At 37.7% G+C, this 19,380-nt stretch carries 12 protein-coding genes; 3 read left to right on the forward strand and 9 right to left on the reverse strand.

Annotated features, from left to right (window positions below; all coding sequences use genetic code 11):
- Nucleotides 1–8: 8 nt before the first annotated feature.
- Nucleotides 9–1,043, reverse strand: coding sequence for an ABC transporter substrate-binding protein (locus BN999_RS14735; RefSeq protein WP_096272568.1), 1,035 nt, complete (start codon nucleotides 1,041–1,043; stop codon nucleotides 9–11).
- 482 nt (nucleotides 1,044–1,525) lie between these two features.
- Between BN999_RS14735 and BN999_RS14740 the strand changes: the two genes are divergently transcribed.
- Complete coding sequence (locus BN999_RS14740) at nucleotides 1,526–3,823, forward strand: glycerophosphodiester phosphodiesterase family protein (protein WP_096272569.1); 2,298 nt, start codon at nucleotides 1,526–1,528, stop codon at nucleotides 3,821–3,823.
- Nucleotides 3,824–3,889: 66 nt separating this feature from the next.
- Here BN999_RS14740 and BN999_RS14745 read toward each other — a convergent pair whose 3' ends face one another.
- The 5 genes from BN999_RS14745 to BN999_RS14765 form a co-directional block, all read right to left on the reverse strand.
- The gene (locus BN999_RS14745) at nucleotides 3,890–5,557 is read right to left on the reverse strand and encodes a glycerol-3-phosphate dehydrogenase/oxidase (RefSeq protein ID WP_096272570.1); all 1,668 of its coding nucleotides are present in this window, start codon (nucleotides 5,555–5,557) and stop codon (nucleotides 3,890–3,892) included.
- Nucleotides 5,558–5,776: 219 nt separating this feature from the next.
- The gene (locus tag BN999_RS14750) at nucleotides 5,777–5,911 is read right to left on the reverse strand and encodes a YvrJ family protein (protein ID WP_096272571.1); all 135 of its coding nucleotides are present in this window, start codon (nucleotides 5,909–5,911) and stop codon (nucleotides 5,777–5,779) included.
- A 77-nt stretch (nucleotides 5,912–5,988) separates the two neighbouring features.
- A complete protein-coding gene (locus tag BN999_RS14755) occupies nucleotides 5,989–6,204 on the reverse strand; it encodes a DUF2922 domain-containing protein (protein WP_096272572.1) in 216 nt (71 codons plus the stop codon).
- A gap of 36 nt (nucleotides 6,205–6,240) precedes the next feature.
- Entirely contained in the window at nucleotides 6,241–6,468 is a 228-nt protein-coding gene (locus tag BN999_RS14760) for a DUF1659 domain-containing protein (protein ID WP_096272573.1), read from the reverse strand.
- Between the two features lie 236 nt (nucleotides 6,469–6,704).
- Nucleotides 6,705–8,981 (reverse strand): glycosyl hydrolase family 18 protein, encoded by a 2,277-nt coding sequence (locus BN999_RS14765; RefSeq protein WP_255247486.1) that lies wholly within the window; start codon nucleotides 8,979–8,981, stop codon nucleotides 6,705–6,707.
- A 186-nt stretch (nucleotides 8,982–9,167) separates the two neighbouring features.
- Here BN999_RS14765 and BN999_RS20885 point away from each other — a divergent pair, with 186 nt between their 5' ends.
- Nucleotides 9,168–13,541 carry a LysM peptidoglycan-binding domain-containing protein gene (locus BN999_RS20885; protein ID WP_096272574.1) on the forward strand — a complete coding sequence of 1,458 codons (4,374 nt, stop codon included), beginning with the start codon at nucleotides 9,168–9,170 and terminating at the stop codon, nucleotides 13,539–13,541.
- Nucleotides 13,542–13,591: 50 nt separating this feature from the next.
- Here the strand turns inward: BN999_RS20885 and BN999_RS14775 are convergent, their stop codons facing one another.
- On the reverse strand, nucleotides 13,592–14,908 hold the full coding sequence (locus BN999_RS14775; protein WP_096273197.1) for a polysaccharide pyruvyl transferase family protein: 1,317 nt from the start codon (nucleotides 14,906–14,908) through the stop codon (nucleotides 13,592–13,594).
- A gap of 323 nt (nucleotides 14,909–15,231) precedes the next feature.
- On the opposite strand from BN999_RS14775, the gene BN999_RS14780 reads away from it, so the two are divergent.
- The gene (locus BN999_RS14780; protein WP_096272575.1) at nucleotides 15,232–16,266 is read left to right on the forward strand and encodes an LCP family protein; all 1,035 of its coding nucleotides are present in this window, start codon (nucleotides 15,232–15,234) and stop codon (nucleotides 16,264–16,266) included.
- Nucleotides 16,267–16,316: 50 nt separating this feature from the next.
- Here the strand turns inward: BN999_RS14780 and BN999_RS14785 are convergent, their stop codons facing one another.
- Both BN999_RS14785 and BN999_RS14790 read right to left on the reverse strand, forming a co-directional pair.
- On the reverse strand, nucleotides 16,317–18,221 hold the full coding sequence (locus tag BN999_RS14785; RefSeq protein WP_096272576.1) for a CDP-glycerol glycerophosphotransferase family protein: 1,905 nt from the start codon (nucleotides 18,219–18,221) through the stop codon (nucleotides 16,317–16,319).
- A 16-nt stretch (nucleotides 18,222–18,237) separates the two neighbouring features.
- Nucleotides 18,238–19,380, reverse strand: a complete 1,143-nt coding sequence (locus BN999_RS14790) for a CDP-glycerol glycerophosphotransferase family protein (protein ID WP_096272577.1) — start codon at nucleotides 19,378–19,380, stop codon at nucleotides 18,238–18,240.

The raw sequence follows: 19,380 nt of genomic DNA on the forward strand, positions 1-19,380 counted from the left end.
AACTTCCTTTAGTTAATTTTATTCTTCCACTCGTTACGAATACGGTCATAGTTTTCATTTACCCAATCAATATCTAAGTCCACTGCATTTTCTTTTAATGAATCAATGTTCAATGGAGTCTGAGACTCTACTTCAGGATTGATTGGAATGTGTTGCCAGTTTGCTAGAATTTGTTGTGCTTCTTCACTTAACATAAAGTCCATAAACTTCTTACCACCCTCAGGGTTTGGTCCACCCTCTACAAGTGATGCAGGATTTACTAGAATAGGAGTTTTATCAGGAACAACGAAGTCTACTGTTTCTCCCTTTGTTTGATGCTCGTAAGCCATGAAGTCAAAGCCAATCGCAATATGCGCTTCACCCATTGCTACCCCTTTTGTTGGAGCAGAACCTGAATCTGGAATAGAATTCGCTTGATCAGCTAGTGCTTGGAAATACTCCCAACCTTCTTCTTCCCCATGTTGCATCATATAACTTAATACCATTAGTGTAGCTGTACCAGATGCCGCCGGGTTAGGGAACTGAATTTTTCCTTCCCATTTCGGATCTAGTAAGTCTTCCCATGTTTTTGGAGCTTCTTCTTCTGAAACAAGCTCTGTGTTATAAGAGAAACCAAGTACAAATAATTCCGTTCCAACATAATATCCATCTTGATGTTTCATTTTAATTCCATTCTCTACAACTTCCCAATCTTCTGCGCTCTCAGGTATGTAAGATGTAATAATTCCTTTGTCAACTGCAGATTCAAATGGAAGGATACCGCCACCACCGTACCACACGTCTGCTTTTGGACTACCTTTTTCAGCCATCATTTGGTTAACTAATACGTTTGTACCCGCATACTGAACATTAACCGTTTGTCCATATAATTCTTCATATTTTGCTGCAAGTTCCTTAGTCAAGTCTGGCGTTTCAGGTGAATATAGTGTAATCGGATCACCTGATTCACTATCTCCTCCATCTCCGGATGATTCACCTGCACAAGCAGCTAGAAATCCTACTAAAAATACTAACGATAACAACGTTAATGAAATTTTCTTCATGAGTTTTCCCCCTTTGTTTGGTCCGACTATCCCTCTGTAAAGAAGAAAAAAGAGCATGAAAAACAAACCCTATTAATAGGGGGTTCTTTTCATCCTCTTCTCTTCTATTCTCCGAGAGATATTCGATTGAGTATAATCATAGCAAACGTTTACATTATTGTAAATAGAAAATTTACAAAAAATTTACTTGACGGAAAAACAGCCAATTTTTACTACTCTAGTAAACAATTATTCGTAAAAATTCAGTACATAATCATACATATGACCTATAGACTAAATGCGATAATGATAGCATACTAAATGATAACTTCATATTCTGGTAGGAGCCTAAGAGAAGATGCCATACTTATCTCCCTATTTTCATAGGGGATATTTTGGTGTCTTCTCTTTTTCCTTTGGAATAAAAAAGGAGGGATTAATTTTAGTATGACCCGACCTCTTAGAATTTACTTCCATAGAAACCATTTTAAGGAGGAATTTTAATGAAGAAGAAGATCCTTTGGCTTGTACCACTTCTAGCTATAACTTTTTTTGGTTTGGGGTTAACCCAAAACCAAGCAACCATGGCAAGTGAAGACATTTTAGTAGATGAGAATTTTGAACAAGGCGTATTACCAGATGGATGGGAAGTCATTGAGGGAAATGCTAGTGTTCAGAACGGAGCACTTGAGTTAACATCAACTAGTATCTCTGACCCTTCAAGAGTTATATTCCCAACTCCAGATGGATTAGGGGATTATGTATTTGAAGCTGATGTAACGTTTAAGTCTGCTGTTAATAGCGCTCGCTGGGCATCATTAATGTACCGTATTCAAGGTGAGGACTATCCATATTACCAATTTGCAGTACGAAAAGGAACATCCGCCTTAAATGGTTTAGAATTTGCACTTCGTACAGAGAGTAATACATGGAGCGTACCAATGAAAACATTCTATCCGGAGGACTTTGGTTATAATGAAACTTATCGCTTAAAAGTTATTGCCAAGGGAGAACGTGTACAACAATTTGTCAATGGACAACTTGTTATTGATACCGACCTTGCTAATACGTATTTAGATGGCGATTTAGGTTTCCAGGTTTCTGGTGCAACAGTTGAATTTGACAATGTACGTGTCACAACACGAACAAATGACTTACCACCATTAGCAGATTCCAATGCATTTTTACCTGCAGAACCTGAAACCAATATGATTAATGCACCGACTATTATCTCTAGTTCCATACCAGATAATTTTGAAGAACTACATGGTGTCTCTTCTGTCTTGCTTAAAGCTGAATTAAATGAAAGCGGTAACATTGTTGTTGGTGACTCTTCATTGAATGATGTATTAACCGCTTCAAGAGGAAAATCTATTCCTGTTATTCAAGTGGATCAAGAGGACGCAGTTGATGGAGTTATTGACGCCTTAGAGATTGCTTCGCTTAAGGATGTTCACATCCTATCAACCAATCTTGACATACTAGCTCAAATTAAAGATGCTTACCCAGCTGCACGCGGAGCAGTTCTTTATGACAAAAACCATTTGAATAAACATGATCTAAAACAATTAGTAAAAGACGCTAATAGCAACAACTCTTTTACAATAGTACTACCAGAGAAACACGTGTCAGTTGATACGGTACATTACTTCCATGCACGTGCCATATCCGTTTGGGGAATTGGCGAAAATGCGCACTCCCTGATACACGCTGGGGTAGATGGGATCGTAACGGAAAATCCAACGGAAGCTGTAGCAGCCTTTGGTAAATATCCTGAAAACACCATTGTCCAAAGACCACTAGTTGTTGCACATCGCGGGGTGCCATCTCTTGCACCGGAAAACACAATGGCTGGTTATCATTTAGCTTATGAATTAGGTGCTGATTTAATTGAGACTGATGTTCAACGTACAAAGGATGGGCATTTAGTCATCATGCATGATTATACAGTCGATCGGACTACAAATGGTACAGGAACTGTCACAGACTTAACACTAGAAGAAATTCGTGCACTGGATGCTGGAATAAAATTCGGAGAAGAATTCGCTGGTGAAAAAGTACCAACTTTCCGGGAGTATTTAGAAGCCTTTAAAGATCAGGATGTTGTGTTACTAGTGGAGTTAAAAGGAATTGGTATTGAGGAGCAAGTATTAGAAGAAATCATGGAAGTAGGAGTCGAGGATCAAGTCGTCCTACAAAGCTTTAACATGGAAAGTGTGAAAAAATATCGTGAAATTTCACCAGAGATTAGTGTAGGTTATCTATATTCCGCTTCTGTTCCAGGTTCTTCAGAGCAACGAATCAAAGATGCTGAACAGATGCTAAACTATGCTACAACCATCGGAGCACGTCTAAACTCTAGTTATGGTAGTCTTTCAGAAGAATCCATTACTTATATGAGACAACGCGGATTACTTAATATGCACTGGACATTCCGTAGCCAAGAACCATTTGAGAATTTATTGAAACAAGGGCTAATTGGACCAATTACAGATTATACACAATGGTTAACGGACGGACCGACCCTAATTGAAACACCAATTAAAAAACGTAATCTAAAGGTAGGAAAATCTGCAACTATTCAGGCGAAAACTTTCGTTAACTACCGAGTAGATCAAACTGAAAATATTGAAACCACCTTATTTGTTTCGGAATCCGAGGACGAGGTCGAAGTAATCGGAAACACAATAACTGCAATAGCACCAGGAAATGCTGAGGTATTCGCTGTTCATAATTTTAGTATGCTAAATGAGCAATGGAATCTAGTTTCCGAACCTATTGAAGTTAAGATAACGGAATAAGGAAAAAAAGAAATAGAGACAGGGTATTTCCCCTGTCTCTATTTTTTTATTGGTTCATATAACGATTTAAGCATATTCCAACTGACCACTAAAACCTATTTCCTCCAAAGCTAATTCAAGCTCCTTCTTGTAAAGCTCACTTGTTGATTCATCCCATTCGAAATAATCTCTCATATAACCTACAACATTATCTTTATGGGCTTTTACGGTATCAATATCGAATAGAATTGCACTTATTCTGCGATTAAAGAAATCATTTGGCGTTGCTGCCAGTTCATGTTCTAATGCATATTGAAGTTTGGAATATAAGGTTAATGGTAGATTGTATTTTTCCGCTACTTCAGAGCCTGTTTTTATTATGTCAAACAATACAGGAACATTCGACCCATACCTAGCCGTTAGATGTTCCGCTTCAGCTTCAGTTAATCCAACCATTATACCTTGTTGTATTTGTTCTTTTATAAACTGTTTAAAAAGGGCTGCCCCGCCTACGTCTCCCCCTGATATACGCAACAGTTTCGTTTCGCATGGAGAAAATAGAATTTGTTCCTCTGTTTTAAACTTATCTGTCAGCAAATCAACAATTTTTTCCGCCATTTTTCGATATCCAGTTAATTTTCCACCAGCAATTGTTATCAATCCAGAGTCAGATTCCCAAATTTCATCTTTACGTGAAATCTCAGAGGGATCCTTTCCTTCTTCCCAAATTAGCGGGCGTACTCCAGCCCAGTTTGATTCCACATCTTCCCTCGTAACTTGCACATCAGGAAACATATAGTGAATGGCCTCCAGTAAATAATCGCAATCCACCGTGGTCATTTGGGGATGAATTGGATCATCACTATAGAAAGTATCCGTGGTACCTATATATGCCTTGCCATCTCGCGGAATAGCAAATACCATACGGCCATCTGGTGTATCAAAGTAGACAGCTTGCTTTAAAGGAAACTTTGATTGATTAATGACGATGTGCACGCCTTTTGTCAGTCTCAGCATCTTTCCTTTTCTTGAATTATCTTTTTCACGTATGGTGTCCACCCATGGTCCCGTTGCATTCACTATCTTTTTTGCATGAATCTCATATTCTTCTCCCGTTAATTGGTCTTTCACAATAGCCCCAATTACTTTCCCATTCTTATAAACCAAACTTTCTACTTTTGAATAATTAAGAGCAGATGCTCCTTTTTCAACGGCAGCCTTTACCACTTCCATGGTTAGTCTTGCATCATCCGTACGATATTCCACATACATACCGCCACCTTTTAGCCCTTCTTTTTTAACAAGTGGTGCTTTTTCTAAAGTTTGTTCAGGTGTTAGCATATATCTTCTTTCACTTTTCTTAACCCCTGCTAAAAAATCATACATCCTTAAACCGATGGATGTCATAAATTTTCCAAACGTTCCACCTGAATGAAAAGGAAGGAGCATCCATTCTGGAGTTGTAACATGTGGTCCATTCTCATAAACTATCGCGCGTTCTTTTCCAACCTCAGCAACTTGTTTTACATGAAATTGCTTTAAATATCGTAGACCACCGTGTACTAGCTTAGTAGAGCGACTTGAAGTTCCAGCTGCAAAATCCTGCATCTCAACTAATGCAATGTTCATCCCACGAGTTGTTGCATCTAATGCAACTCCAGCACCAGTTATCCCCCCACCAATAACAAGCACATCAAACTGGTCTTTTTTTAATGATTGGATTATTTGTTGACGGTTTTTATTTGAAAAGTTCATCAGGTTCTCTCCTTTACTACTTCGGAAAATGTTAAATCAAGGTATTTACACGCAAAAAAAGAGACCACAACAACATAATCGAAATAATTTCGACATGTATTGCGGTCTCCAAGTCTCTACCGTGATATTAACTTGAGTAAATTATATCACAGAGAATTTCAAATGTATAGAGTTAGGAAGGTTGGGATTTCCCATTAAACATAATAGCACTGTACCAACCTATTTCATCCTCTCTGGTAATGCATGGATCGACTCAGTCAACGTATTTAGCTTACCTTCAATCCGGTGTAATAGATAAAACGTGACCGCAATCGGAAAACCTACTTCTGTTATGAGCGATATCCAATTATCCAACTTGATTCACCTCCTCGTTTTTAGAAAAAAAGAAGTCACCAAGGGGAAACTCCCCGAGGCAACTTCCTCTTTCTTCATTAAACTAATTCAATATCTTCCACATTACGTTCGACAACTCGAGCGCTTTTCTTAGCAACTAAATTACCGCCACTAGATGTAAACGCATTTTCAGCAATAATAGTATCCATTGCTGCCGCCACCGCTGCAGGATCAACCGGTTCAATTGGTTTTTCCAGTGAATACGTAACGATTTTGCCATCGGCATTTTCAAACTTTAATTCTAAAGTTTTCATTTATGGACCTCCTTCCCCTTTAAATTTTATAAATTGTTACTGTCCTGAACGTATATCAGAACTGTCTTTACGCTCAATATTGAATAATGGGCGTTCTTGCAATCCAGTAAATGCGTTTGCGATTGCATACAGTTGATCTGCCGTTGCATCAGTCTTCACGTTGTTAAAGCTTTTTGCTTTGTATACTGGATCACCTGAAATTGGGTCGTTTCCGTCATGAAGAACGAGACGTAGCTGGGAGCTTTTCATATCTGCTACTGCCATGTTAAGCACCTCCTTTCACCTATATAATCGGTGGGAGGTAGGGAAAGGTGGCATTAAATTTTAATTTGCTACTTTTATTTGTTTTGCTTCGATTATATAGATGAAGAAACAATTATTTATAGGTGCAAAATACTTTTGAGGATTCGACAAAATGTGCCAAATATCGGGGAGTGACAGGCACCCCCCCAAAAAGGCCAGACACTTCAAAAGTGCCTAGACCTCTTCTCAAGCTGTATTTATTTAACTACCGCGTCTAACTTTGATAGTGTTTTTGCTCCTGCTATTCCATCTGCTGGGAGTTTATATTTCTTTTGGAATGCGATGACGGCTGATCTGGTTCCTGGTCCATAACTCCCATCTATTTTACTTTTATATAGTCCAGCTTTTTTTAATTTTGTTTGGAGGTCTTTTACTGCTGTCCCTTTTATTCCATATTTTAATGTTGGATACTTTTTTGCGCTAGACACCGTCTTAGCAGTGGTGGTTGGTTTAGTTTTCATTTGCGATGCCAATACCCAACCAGTTGTTTTGCCTGATTGTACCTTTAGCCACTTCACTTTAGATTTATCCGTGTATTCTTGTAAAACCTTTAGTGAATCAGTGGTCTTCAGTGTCTTTACAATTTTGTTTTTAGATGATGCTCCACTTCTCATGTAGGATTTAGTCACCTTTGGTAACATGTATTTTCCTACAAGACTTGACTTAGAAACGGTCGTGGTAGGTTTCGCCTTTACAAGTGATGCTAATATCCAGCCATTTGTATTTCCAGATTGTACCTTTAACCATTTCACCTTAGACTTATCCGTATATTCCTGTAACACTTTAAGAGAGTCCGTTGTCTTTAAGGTCTTGAGCACTTTATTTTTTGTAGATGCACCGCTTCTCATATAGGATTTCGTAACTTTCGGCACCATATATTTACCTACCAGTGTCGATTTCGGTGCAGTAGTAGTTACTTTAGGCTTTGTTTCAACCGGTTTAGCCGGTGCAGTAATAGCACCTGGAGTACTGGCTATTGGTTCAGATATAACTACCTGTCCAGGTGCAGGTTGTGTTTTGGGAATCAGTGATAATACCTGTCCAACATATATAACATCCGACTTTAGCTGGTTATACTCTTTGATTTGATTAATAGTTAAATTAAATTGGCTCGCTATCTTCCAAAGAGTATCTCCAGATTGAACCGTATAACTTTCCTTTGAAGTTGGTTGGATGGTTCCAGTTTGTTCCTTTGGTTGTTCTGGAACGGATGGGGAAACGGTGATGGCACCGTCATGGGCTAGCCATGCCTTGTAATGCTGCCACACCGATGCACTTTCTTGTCCAAGGCTCCAGCTTCCTGTCCCCTTCAGATTGTATTTATGTAAAAGTTCCAACTTTGCTTGAATGGACTCATTGTTCTCATACCAAATATGATAGGTCCCAGGGCCAAATGTTTTTCCAGCAATCGTTGTAGTTGGATCACCTTTGTCTATGGTTATGGTAGCCTTTGGTGACTTTGATGCAGCATCAAAGGTTACCTTCCCCCCATATTTGGCTAGTAACTCATCTACTCGATGATTGGAAATACCCTGTCCACCTGTTGTATCCCCTTCTTTCCAGTACCTGCCATAGAACGGAATTCCTAGAACCACCTTTTCTGGGGGAACACCCTGCTTCAACGTATACTGGATGGAGCGTTCTACCCAACCATAACTTGCAACAGGTCCCTCTGGTCCGCCGGTATAGCTTTCATCATAAGCCATAATCATCAGATAATCGGCATGTTGTGCCAAGGCTTTATAGTCATAGGAACCATGCCATCCTTTTGTCCATCCATTTGGATTAGCAGCTACAGCAACAGACACTTCTTTATCAGCAGGGAGTTTCTGGTTTAGCAACTTCACTAAATCCGTATAATTTTCTCGATCAATTTCGGTCACATTTTCAATATCAACCTGTACGCCATCTAAATTATTCTTCAAGATGAAATCCGCAATTTGTTGGGCAAGCTTTTCCCTATTTTGCAATGCGGCACGACCGAGGTTACGATCCCAGTGGTTGCTAAGAAAAGGAACCACTTTAATTCCTCGTTTATGCATTTCATTAACAAAATAAGTATCAAATTGATTCGTGATTTTTAGGGTTCCATCTGTATTAAGATCAAAATAGCTTGGAGATACATGATTCAAATTGCCCTGCGTTCGATCGATTTGAGATATATAGGATTGGGTATTCCCAAAATATAAATAGGACATATTGAACTCAATCTCATGGGCCTCTGCTTTATGAAATGGAAAACTGGTCAGAACGAGTGTACCAGCTAGAATAACAATCGTAGCCGCCTTGAGTTTTGGAAACTTTCGCTTAACTAAACTACGAGCAGTATTCCTAATATCTACCTTCTCATTTTTTGATTCTAATAATTCTGCACTAAATTCTGTATCAAATCTATCCTGTGGTATACGTAGTCTTAGAACCACTTGACCATCTTTAACTTCCACTATTTCAAGATCGCTCGTATAATCCATCATCCATTACTCACCACCTTAAGGTTAGTATGGTTCGTTATGGATAGTTGTATGAAGAATTTCGACTGGAATCGAGCTTATTCGAGGAGTGACAGGCACCCAGAATACTGGCAAGACAAAACGTCTGCATGACAATTGCTTTAACACAAATACTAAGTGTAATTGACTTAATTTCAAGGAGTGTTTGATTTGGATGTTATTGAGAGATATGAATTGAAAGAAAGTGGAGATGGGTATACGCTGGTTGTTTATATGGACCAAGGGTTATCAGAGTTTTCACAGGAATTCGGTGAAGCTAGTACTACCCGCGAATCGTTGAGTAAACAATTAAATCGTTTCGCAAGAGAGAAATTCCCTAGACTTAAAATCGTTAATATTAAAGTAATGGTAGGATCCATTTTAGTTACCTCCCTACTATTGGGTAACACGGTCAATGCTTCAGCACAGTATCTTACTAATTCGAATCAACCTTTGGCAGAATATACTGTTCAAAGTGGTGATACACTTTATAGCATCGCCAAAAAGAATAATGTAACGGTTGATGAAATCAAAGAGATAAATCAATTATCATCCAATACCATTTCCATTGGGCAATCAATAGCTTTACCTTATACGACTTATAAGGTTAAAGCTGGGGACACCTTATATCGTATTGCCTTAAACCATAACACCTCCGTAGATGTTATTCTACAATTCAATGGAATGAAGTCGAATACACTCTCGATTGGGCAACAACTGAAAATCCCTGTTTCGGCATCGGATGTTAAAGTGGTAGACGAAGCAACTGTAGTGAAAGAACCAGAAGCGCCAACTCAAGTGGAAATAAAACCTAGTGAACCTACAGACACCGCATCTACTACCTACCAGGTCAAACCAGGTGACACACTATATTCCATTGCAAGAACTAACAATACGAGTGTAGATACATTAAAGACACTAAACAACTTAACATCTAATACCCTATCCATTGGACAAACATTAATCGTTTCCCAACCAGAACAGGTTTCACAGCAGACACCAACTCCTGAACCAATACCAGAAACCACGGACCCGCCCGCTAGGGAAACCGAAGAATCAGTCACCACTTCTTATACTGTTGTAGCTGGCGATTCATTATTTATAATTGCTAACAAATTTGGAACAACGATAAGTGCTATTAAAGCGGAAAATAATTTGGTAACCGACACCATAAACATTGGTCAGATTCTTAAGATACCTGCTTCTAACACTCAAATTACAGAACCAGAAATTCCAGATTCTGAAGCACCACAACCAGCTCCTGACCAATTAGTGGTAAGCCCAACATCATCTTATACGGTTGTGGCAGGTGATTCTTTATTTATTATCGCTAATAAGTTGGGAACAACCATTGATGCTATTAAAGCTGAGAACAATTTAACAACGGATGCAATATTTGTTGGTCAAACCCTTAAAATACCAACAAGTGATAAGGTTGAAGAAACGACAACGGCAGAGGAAGTGGTACAAGAACCGGTGATCAACGTTCCAGACATGCCTAATTTAGAGCTATCTGGGCCAGTTACTAGTAATAATCAAGAATCCTATAAAGTTAGCGGCAAAAGTACCCCAAATACAGAGGTTGATATTACAGTACAGGATGAGAAGGGTATATCACTTATCAAGAAAATAACAACTGATGAAAATGGGCTATTTAAAGTAAACTTTGACCTGACTTCATTCTCCGATGGTAATCTTCAGCTCTCTGCAACCGCTGGTAATGAAGCAGGGAAAAGCGAAATACAGAAAGCCAGCATACTAAAAGAAACCCTAATCGAGACTCCAGTAGTTGAGGCAAATGAAACAGCAAATCAAGAAACTGCACTGACTTATATTATAAAGGGGACTGGAAAAGCAGGAGCATCTGTTTCGTTCAACGTACGTGACACGACCGGACTAGAAAAGTCCTTTGAAACGACAGTAAAAGAAGACGGAACTTTTTCGACAAATATTAACTTGGAGAGTTTTGCTGACTCTCAACTGACCGTACGAGCATATCAGCAAGATCAACTTGGAAATAAAAGTACACATATGCTCCTATATGTTGAGAAAGATTCAACCGCACCTGACGCACCTATCATAGATAGTAATGAAAATGTAAATAACCAAAATCAAAGTTCCTACCAAATCCAAGGAACCGCCGAAGCTGGGGCAAGTTTAACGGTAACACTTCAGGATAGTGAGGGGAATTCAACTACATTTAACGGGCAAGTCGGTTCAGATGGACATTATTCTATACCAGTAAACTTTTCAGAATTAAAGGATGGCCAAGTTTCCGTTCAAGTACAACAACAAGATTCGGTTGGAAATACAAGCTCATTAACTAGTACAAATCTAAGTAAAAACACAGAAGTACCAAAGGCATCTCTAAAAGAACTGCCAACTGTCTATAGTGAAAATGAAGATGCATACATGATTGAAGGTATAGCAGACAACGATACAGAGTTAGCTATTACGTTAACAGATGGAGAGACTACGATAGAGGCAACCACAACTTCGGATCAACGTGGTAATTTTAGTTTGCCGATAAATCTTGGATCCTTGAAGGATGGAAATGTAACTCTAACGATAACGCCAACCAACCAATATGGCAATGTCGGAGAAACCCATTCGATAGACATTCAAAAAGATACAACTGCTCCAACTGAGTTAAACCTGGATATGGATGAATACATTAATAACACCAATCAAGAAGACTTTGTCATTCGTGGAACGACTGATGAGGATGCACTGACGGTTACATTACGGATTACGGACGGCGAGAATACTATTGAAGAAGAAGTTAATACAACTAATGGTGAATTCCAATTCAATGCCAATCTTACTGCATTTAAAGAAGGAATAATTACTCTCGAAATTATGCAGACAGATCAGGCCGGTAATCAAACCGGACCACAGACCCTCCAAGTAGAAAAAGATATTACGATTAGTACACCAACTATTACCCGTAGTGGATATGCGACTATGAGTGATGGCTCTACCGTATTTAATATTGTTGGAACTGCAGATCCAGCGTCTACTGTAACAATTAAAGTAACCGACCAGGATGGTAATCTTGTTCGAACTGTAACCCATACGGTTGGTAAAAACGGCATCCTTAACGTTGATATTGACATGAGTGGATTGGATAGAAGCAAGTCCTATACCTTCTCCATCAGTCAGGCAGATAAAGTTGGAAATATAAGTGATGTGGTAACGCCAACAGCAAACGTCTATACCGTTCAAAGTGGCGACACCTTATCATCTATTGCTAAGAAATACAATACTACCGTTGAAGCCATACGAAATCTTAATTCTATAACAGGGGATTTAATACTTGTTGGACAACCATTAAGATTACCTGTTACAGCAAGTACCACATTGAGTTTAGGTTATATGTACTTTGGAGACGTGAAAAGCTTTACCAATCAAGTCCTGAGCACTGAAAGGTCCTTCAACACGGTATCACCTAGTTATTTTGATTTAAATCGTGATGGAACATTAGCCCTAACCCATCTAGTCGATCGTACTTTCGTAGAGAATATGCATCAGCTAGGAATTCGGGTTGTTCCTTTTCTAAGTAATCACTGGGACCGTGATGTTGGAAGAGCATTATTGGAAAACAGAGAAATTGCCGCGCAGCAAATTGCTGATGCAGTCTTGCGATATAATCTTGATGGTGTCAATATCGATATTGAAAACATTACCGATACCGACCGGGAAAACTTTACTGACTTTGTCCGAATGGTTCGAGAACTTCTTCCTGCATCTAAAGAAGTCTCTGTTGCCGTAGCAGCAAACCCAAATGGATGGACACTTGGCTGGCATGGTGCCTATGATTACAATGCATTAGCAAAGCATTCTGATTACCTCATGATGATGACGTATGATGAAAGCTACGAAGGGTCCGACCCCGGATCTGTAGCAAGTTATGACTGGGTGGATCGCTCTATCCAATATGCCATCAAACAAGGCGTTCCGCGGGATAAAATTGTCATGGGACTTGCGCAATATGGACGTTTTTGGAAAGAAGGAGAATCTACTGGAGGAAAAGGTATTTCCAATTATCAGGTCCAAGAAATGCTGGATAAATACGAACACACCGTTACCTTTGATGAAACCACAAAGAGTGCTAAGGCAGTTGTAACGATAAAAGATGGAGACCCTAAAATGTACCTTCTAGGAAAAGCGCTGCAACCCGGAACTTATACAGTTTGGTTTGAAAATGACCAAGCTTACCAAGCCAAGATAGGTCTAGTGGATAAATATGATATCCATGGTGTTGGGAACTGGAGTATTGGACAGGAGGATAAATCCATATGGAGTGCTTATTCTACTTGGTTTACGGATAAGGATGATACGTACTATGATATACCAGTGGAAGTAACGGAGCCTGTAAATGCAGCACCTGAAGAAACTGGTAAAACTTATACCGTTGTTTCGGGAGATAGCTTATGGCGAATAGCAACTAATAATAACATTACTGTAAATCAATTGAAAGAAGCGAATGGCATCACGAATGATATGATTTATGTAGGGCAAGTACTAAAGATACCACAAAGCTAATATTAGATAGAGAGCCAAGACTTACATCTTGGCTCTCATAAAATCTTTATTTATTTTACTCGTATCAAATCTGCAGTCTTTAAAGCCAAACGTACAGCTTTTCTATTTAAGGTTGCTTCTTGCCTTTTAATTTTCTTGTCCTTAGCAGCTATTTTCGCTTTAAGCTCTTTTTGTTTTTGAACATTTTTCTTTTCCGCAATCGGATAATAACTTTCCCATCTTTCCACCATTTCTTCAAAACCACAACCACTTACTGGTGTTAAAGGTAAAAGAAGCTGTATTTCTGCTAACTTTTCATCTAAAGGAACAAATGATGGTTCCAAGCTATCTTGATAGATATGCTCCAAGTTATTCTTCTCTAGAAAACTGATAAAATGATCGAAATTATGACCTTGATTCTTCTCTGGTGAATGAAAATCACTTGTTTCGATTAATTCACTAAGTGTGGTTTTCTCTGTAATTTCATTATGCCAAACCTGAGTCAGGCCATGATAATCGGCTAATTCTCTCATTCTAGCATCTTTCGGAATAATAATACTAGGTGTTCCTGCAATCGTTGCCGTTATATTCCCATGTAATCTAGCACCGAAACTTAAATCCGCTTCTTTTATAAAATCAATCCAAGTTGGGGCATTCAAGAAAAATCGAACTCTATTATCCATATAAGCTGAATCAGACATCTTAATCGGATAATTATCAATCTCTTTTTCAGAAATTGGCGGTGAACCAGCATACGTCAACTTCATTTCCTTCATCCATTGTGGAATAAAGTAATGATTCGGAAACTCTTCCATCCCTCTAGTAATAAAATCTAATACATTTTTCGGTGAAAGTAATGAGGAATTAACCGTCACCATAGAGTCTTTTGTGATGGTTGTATCGCGTATTTTTAATTCTCTTCCAAAACTATACATGGAAGGACAGCCGATCACCGTATGGTCTATCCCTTCTCGGAATCCTAGCCTTGTTAAATATTTAGCAGTAATCTCACCACGTACCCCAATGATGTTTGACTTCTCCAATACCGCTTCTACAAAAGCTTTTACATCTTTATCGAATGGAAAGCCTTCATTTAACTTCGGTTCAAAAGGTGCTCTTAATCCTACACCAATAACCACGACCGGAATCGTTAGTTTCTTAATTAATTTCGTGTACTTTCGCAGACTTGGAACAAAATCCTGACGAAAGGCGTCTGCTAAAGGTATAATATAGCAATCATATTTTTCATTTATTTCATCAGCGTTATCTGGGTCTATTTTGTAATAATCTGGGGTGATTGTAGTTTCTTCCGTCATTAGCGTGCGAAACACACTATATTGATAAATTAAATTCCCTACATTACCACCAATCGAGTTATTTAGGATCATATAAGATGCGTCAAAGTTATCCAAAGGTGAAATTCCTGCTCTTATTATGATGTTTCTCTTCACTCTAATTCACCATCCATTTTTTTAGTACTAATTAAATTCCATTACCTATAGTTTTCGGAATGATATCTCCATATGTGTCTCGAACATACTTATCCATTGATATTTACCCTTGATATAGCACACTTAAACATATATGGCATATGTAGACTAACTTATCCTGTTCATTTAGTATCCTATACTAACATACTAATAAGGATTTACGAAAGAATTTATTAGTAGTAAACTGGTACCAAATGGATTTTTATTAAGGGGAATTTACAATGAGTGAGAAGGAAACAAGAATAAGTAAGAGGAAAAACAAGAAAAAAATAAGTAAAAAGAAAATATTACTTTTTATTGCTATACCTTTAAGTGTACTTTTAATTGGCGGAGCCGTATATGCTGCTTCCATCTATTCACAAGCAGAAAAGGCAGTCAGCGAGTCCTTTGAACAAGTAGAACGTAAAAATAATAAAGAAACTTCTGATTTAAGAGAAGAAGTGGTAAACCCAATTGAGGACAATGTTTCCGTTCTAATTATTGGGGTTGATGATAGTGAAAAGAGAAGTTTCGATGAGAATAGTCGCTCCGACACACTTATATTAGCAACATTTAATAAGGAGCACAATGATGTTAATTTACTAAGTATTCCGAGGGACTCCTATGTATTTGTCCCTGAGGTACAATACTATACCAAAATCAATCATGCACATTTCTTTGGTGGTCCATCAGCAACGATAGAAACTGTTGAAGAGTTTCTCCATGTACCGATTGATTATTATGTTCGTATTAACTTTGATGCCTTTATCGAAGTAGTCGATTCTATTGGTGGCATTTATTATAATGTACCTTTTGAAATGTATGAACAGGACTCTAAAGATAAGAAGGATGCCATTCACCTTCTACCAGGGTACCAGAAATTGAACGGCGAAGAAGCCTTAGCATTAGCCCGTACTAGGAAATACGACAGTGACCTGGAACGAGGACAAAGACAACAAGAAATTATTAAAGCAGTAATGAAAGAGGCAGCTTCGGTAAAATCATTATTTAAGTTGGATAATTTAATTGAAGCTGTTGGGGACAACATGACAACCAATTTAACATTCGATGAGATGAAATCTTTTGTTAGCTATGGTTTAACTAAAAACATTGCTATAAATTCCGTGAGCCTGGAAGGAAGTGGTGGCTATATGGATGATGGTCTCTGGTATTACCAAGTCGATGAAGAAAGCCGGCAGACTATCGAAAACAAACTTCGAAACCACTTAGATCTACCAACTAGTAGAAACAATACGGAATTTAGCGCAGAACAATAATTTCATACAATAAAAGGGTGATTTCTATATAAAGAAATCACCCTTTTGTTTTAAAGATTTTCATCATCTTTCATTGTACGTTCGAACAATTCAATTCTAGACTTCGGCGGAGTTAATCTGGTTTCTTTTGACTCCATATGATGTGTCTCTAAACTAGAGATAATTAAATCATCCACAACATTTTTAGATGCCGTTCCTAGTGTATCACCGAAAAAGTACTTCACGAATGGTTTTACTTTTTCTAATTGATAATCTTCGTTTTTGATACTTGTAATAATGTCATCCGTCGATTTTAGTAATGGACCTGGAATAAAGTCGAAGAAATTATAATAAAAATCTCTAGCCTCTATATATTCTTCCACATCAAAAGCAAAGAATAACATTGGTTTATTTAGCAACGCAAACTCAAAACAAACAGAAGAATAATCCGTTATCAAGATATCCGTTATGAGCAACAGATCATTAATCTCCCTATAGTCACTTAAGTCATAGAAAAAGTCAGCATACTCATACGGAATAGTTAATTTGTTATTAACAAATGGATGAATCTTAAATAAGAAAACATACTCTTCATGGAATTCTTCATATAACTTCTTAAGGTTTAGTACTTCAAATGGATAATGTGCAGATGCTTGTCCATTCCCCCTAAATGTAGGAGCAAATAGGATTACTTTCTTACCTTTTAAGAAGGAATATTTAGTATATAGTGTATCACGAACTTTAGCTTTATACTCTTCATCGAAGAATATATCTGACCTCGGTACTCCAGTAGGATATACCTTGTCTACAGATACACCAAAGCCTTCTGCATAGTTTTCTCTTACCCCTTCACTACTGACCGCAACCTTTGTATAATTCTTATGGTTCTTAGATCTTGGTGAAGGTCCACCAGGTCTCCCCATTCGACTGTATCCAAACGTTTTAAATGCACCAGCAGCATGCCACACTTGAATTAAATCCGCATCTTTGCGAATTTTAAGTGGGTACACTAATGGGTAGAAATCATCTAGTAATATAATCTTGGATGTTGCAAATTGATAGGCAATCTTTATCAAATCCGTGATTGTTTTTTTACTATTGATTCGTTCATTAAAGACAAATTTAATATCCAAATCCAGGTTACGCTTGTATAATTCCTCGTAAACAAAAAAGAAATTACCATTTAGTTCGCTTCGGCTATCTGAAGCAAAGGTTACTTTAGACTTTTGGATTGGTAAGATACAAAAGAGCTTGTACATCATCCTGAAAAATACTCGTTTAAATTTCTTGATGTATTTATTTTCCTTTGTTTCTACCGTATCAGGCATATCTCGCGGGTCAAATTCCTGTAGTAACGTATTTTTAAACTGAAGCGTTTTACTATATTTATTAAATGTCACTAACAAATTGTATTTCATCACTTTGGATGCTGAGAAATAGTTTAACTTGGTATTCAAAATATCATTCCGCATAAACTCTCTTACATTCGATAACGAAATAAGCTTCTCAAATTTAACTTTATCATTATCCTGAAACATCTGTTCCAACTTGATAAAAGTATCATATTCCCCACTCTGCAATGGTTTGCCATGACTAATGACAGATAAATCAATATTCCCTTTATAGCCACCTAACATCGCTAAGTCGCTATTACTCACTTCTACATCACCGTCAAGTTCTGAAAGACTGCAGTTATCTAGGGAAAGCTTAATGATATGTTGTTCTAAAATTTCCTGTTCGGATAGTTCCGTATACTTATCAGGCTCCGCTTCTACCATTTTTTCTATATCTATATTCGGTACCAACAGTAGTGTTTTTCTGATTCTATCTTCTTTATAGGACGTAACTCCTTTGAAGTAGGCAAATCCTTCTATTTCCAGATAAGATCCATTTATCTCTAATTTTGTTACGTCACTTATCACTGGCTTGTCTGTATTAATGGTTATATTTTTGCTATCCATTAAGGAAACTAGCATATTTCTCCCCCCCTTTTTACGATGTAAAATGTTTCACTATTTTATGTGAAATATTCTCTATATCATCGAAGTTATACTCTATCATTCTAGTCGTATTATAGTATTCATTCTGTTTTCTTGCATTCATCCAATCTAATAACTCCGCTTCATTCCATAGTATAGTTCCATCAGACATTATTTCTATCTCTTGATAGAATCCTCTATTGGACTGATATTCCTTATAATCGGGAATATAGTGTGCTAATGGCTTCTTTAATAAGGCAAACTCAAATATAGCGGAGGAGTAATCCGTAATAAACGCATCCGATACTAGCATCCACTCATTAATCGTATGACCCGTAGCAATCATTACATTAGGACAATCACGTAATCTATCCATTTCACTACTCTTCACGTAAGGGTGAGGCTTGAATAAAATACGTATATCCTTATCGAGGCTTTTGGATAGTTTAATAATCGTATCCATCAAATCAGCTGTAGACTCCGTATATAGCCCTTCTGCCCGATACGTTGGGGCTACGAGAATATTAATCTTGTTATCGGTATCGGAAAAGTTATACTCCTGATAAAGTACTTTCTTAATCTCCCGACATAATGGTTCATCTGTAAACAGGTCAACCCTTGGTATCCCAAAAGGATAGATATTTGCTGGTGTCATATGAAATGCCTCAGCATAATAATCGGTAAACTTTGCAGCGGATATATAGACATGTGTGTAATTTGCATGTACTGGTACAAGTCTTAGATATTCCTTCGATGGCCCGAATTTCGTATCGGCAGTGCTATGTCCAAATTTCTTGAAGGCACCTGCTGCATGCCAAAGCTGAATGATTTTTAGTTTAGCTTTTGGTTTCAATAGATACACAGGCAAATAATAATCATCAATAATCACGTATTTCGCATTTGATAGTTGGACTATTTCCTTAAATAGCTTGAGGTTCATTTTATTTTCACTATAAACAAAATGAACCTCAAGCTGTGGAAATTGTTCTAGTAGTTCTTCATAGATAAAATGAAGGTTTCCTTCTAGTTTACCTTCTCTGTACAAAGCAATGACCACTTTATTTTGATCTTGTTTTAGCAACCTAGATAGGACATTGTACGTAATTTGGAGGATAACCTTGTATAACATGATGTAATACTTTTTTATCGGATTCAT

Origin of the sequence: Paucisalibacillus globulus, from assembly GCF_900184735.1 — a bacterium.
In the GTDB taxonomy this organism is placed as follows: domain Bacteria; phylum Bacillota; class Bacilli; order Bacillales; family Amphibacillaceae; genus Ornithinibacillus; species Ornithinibacillus globulus_B.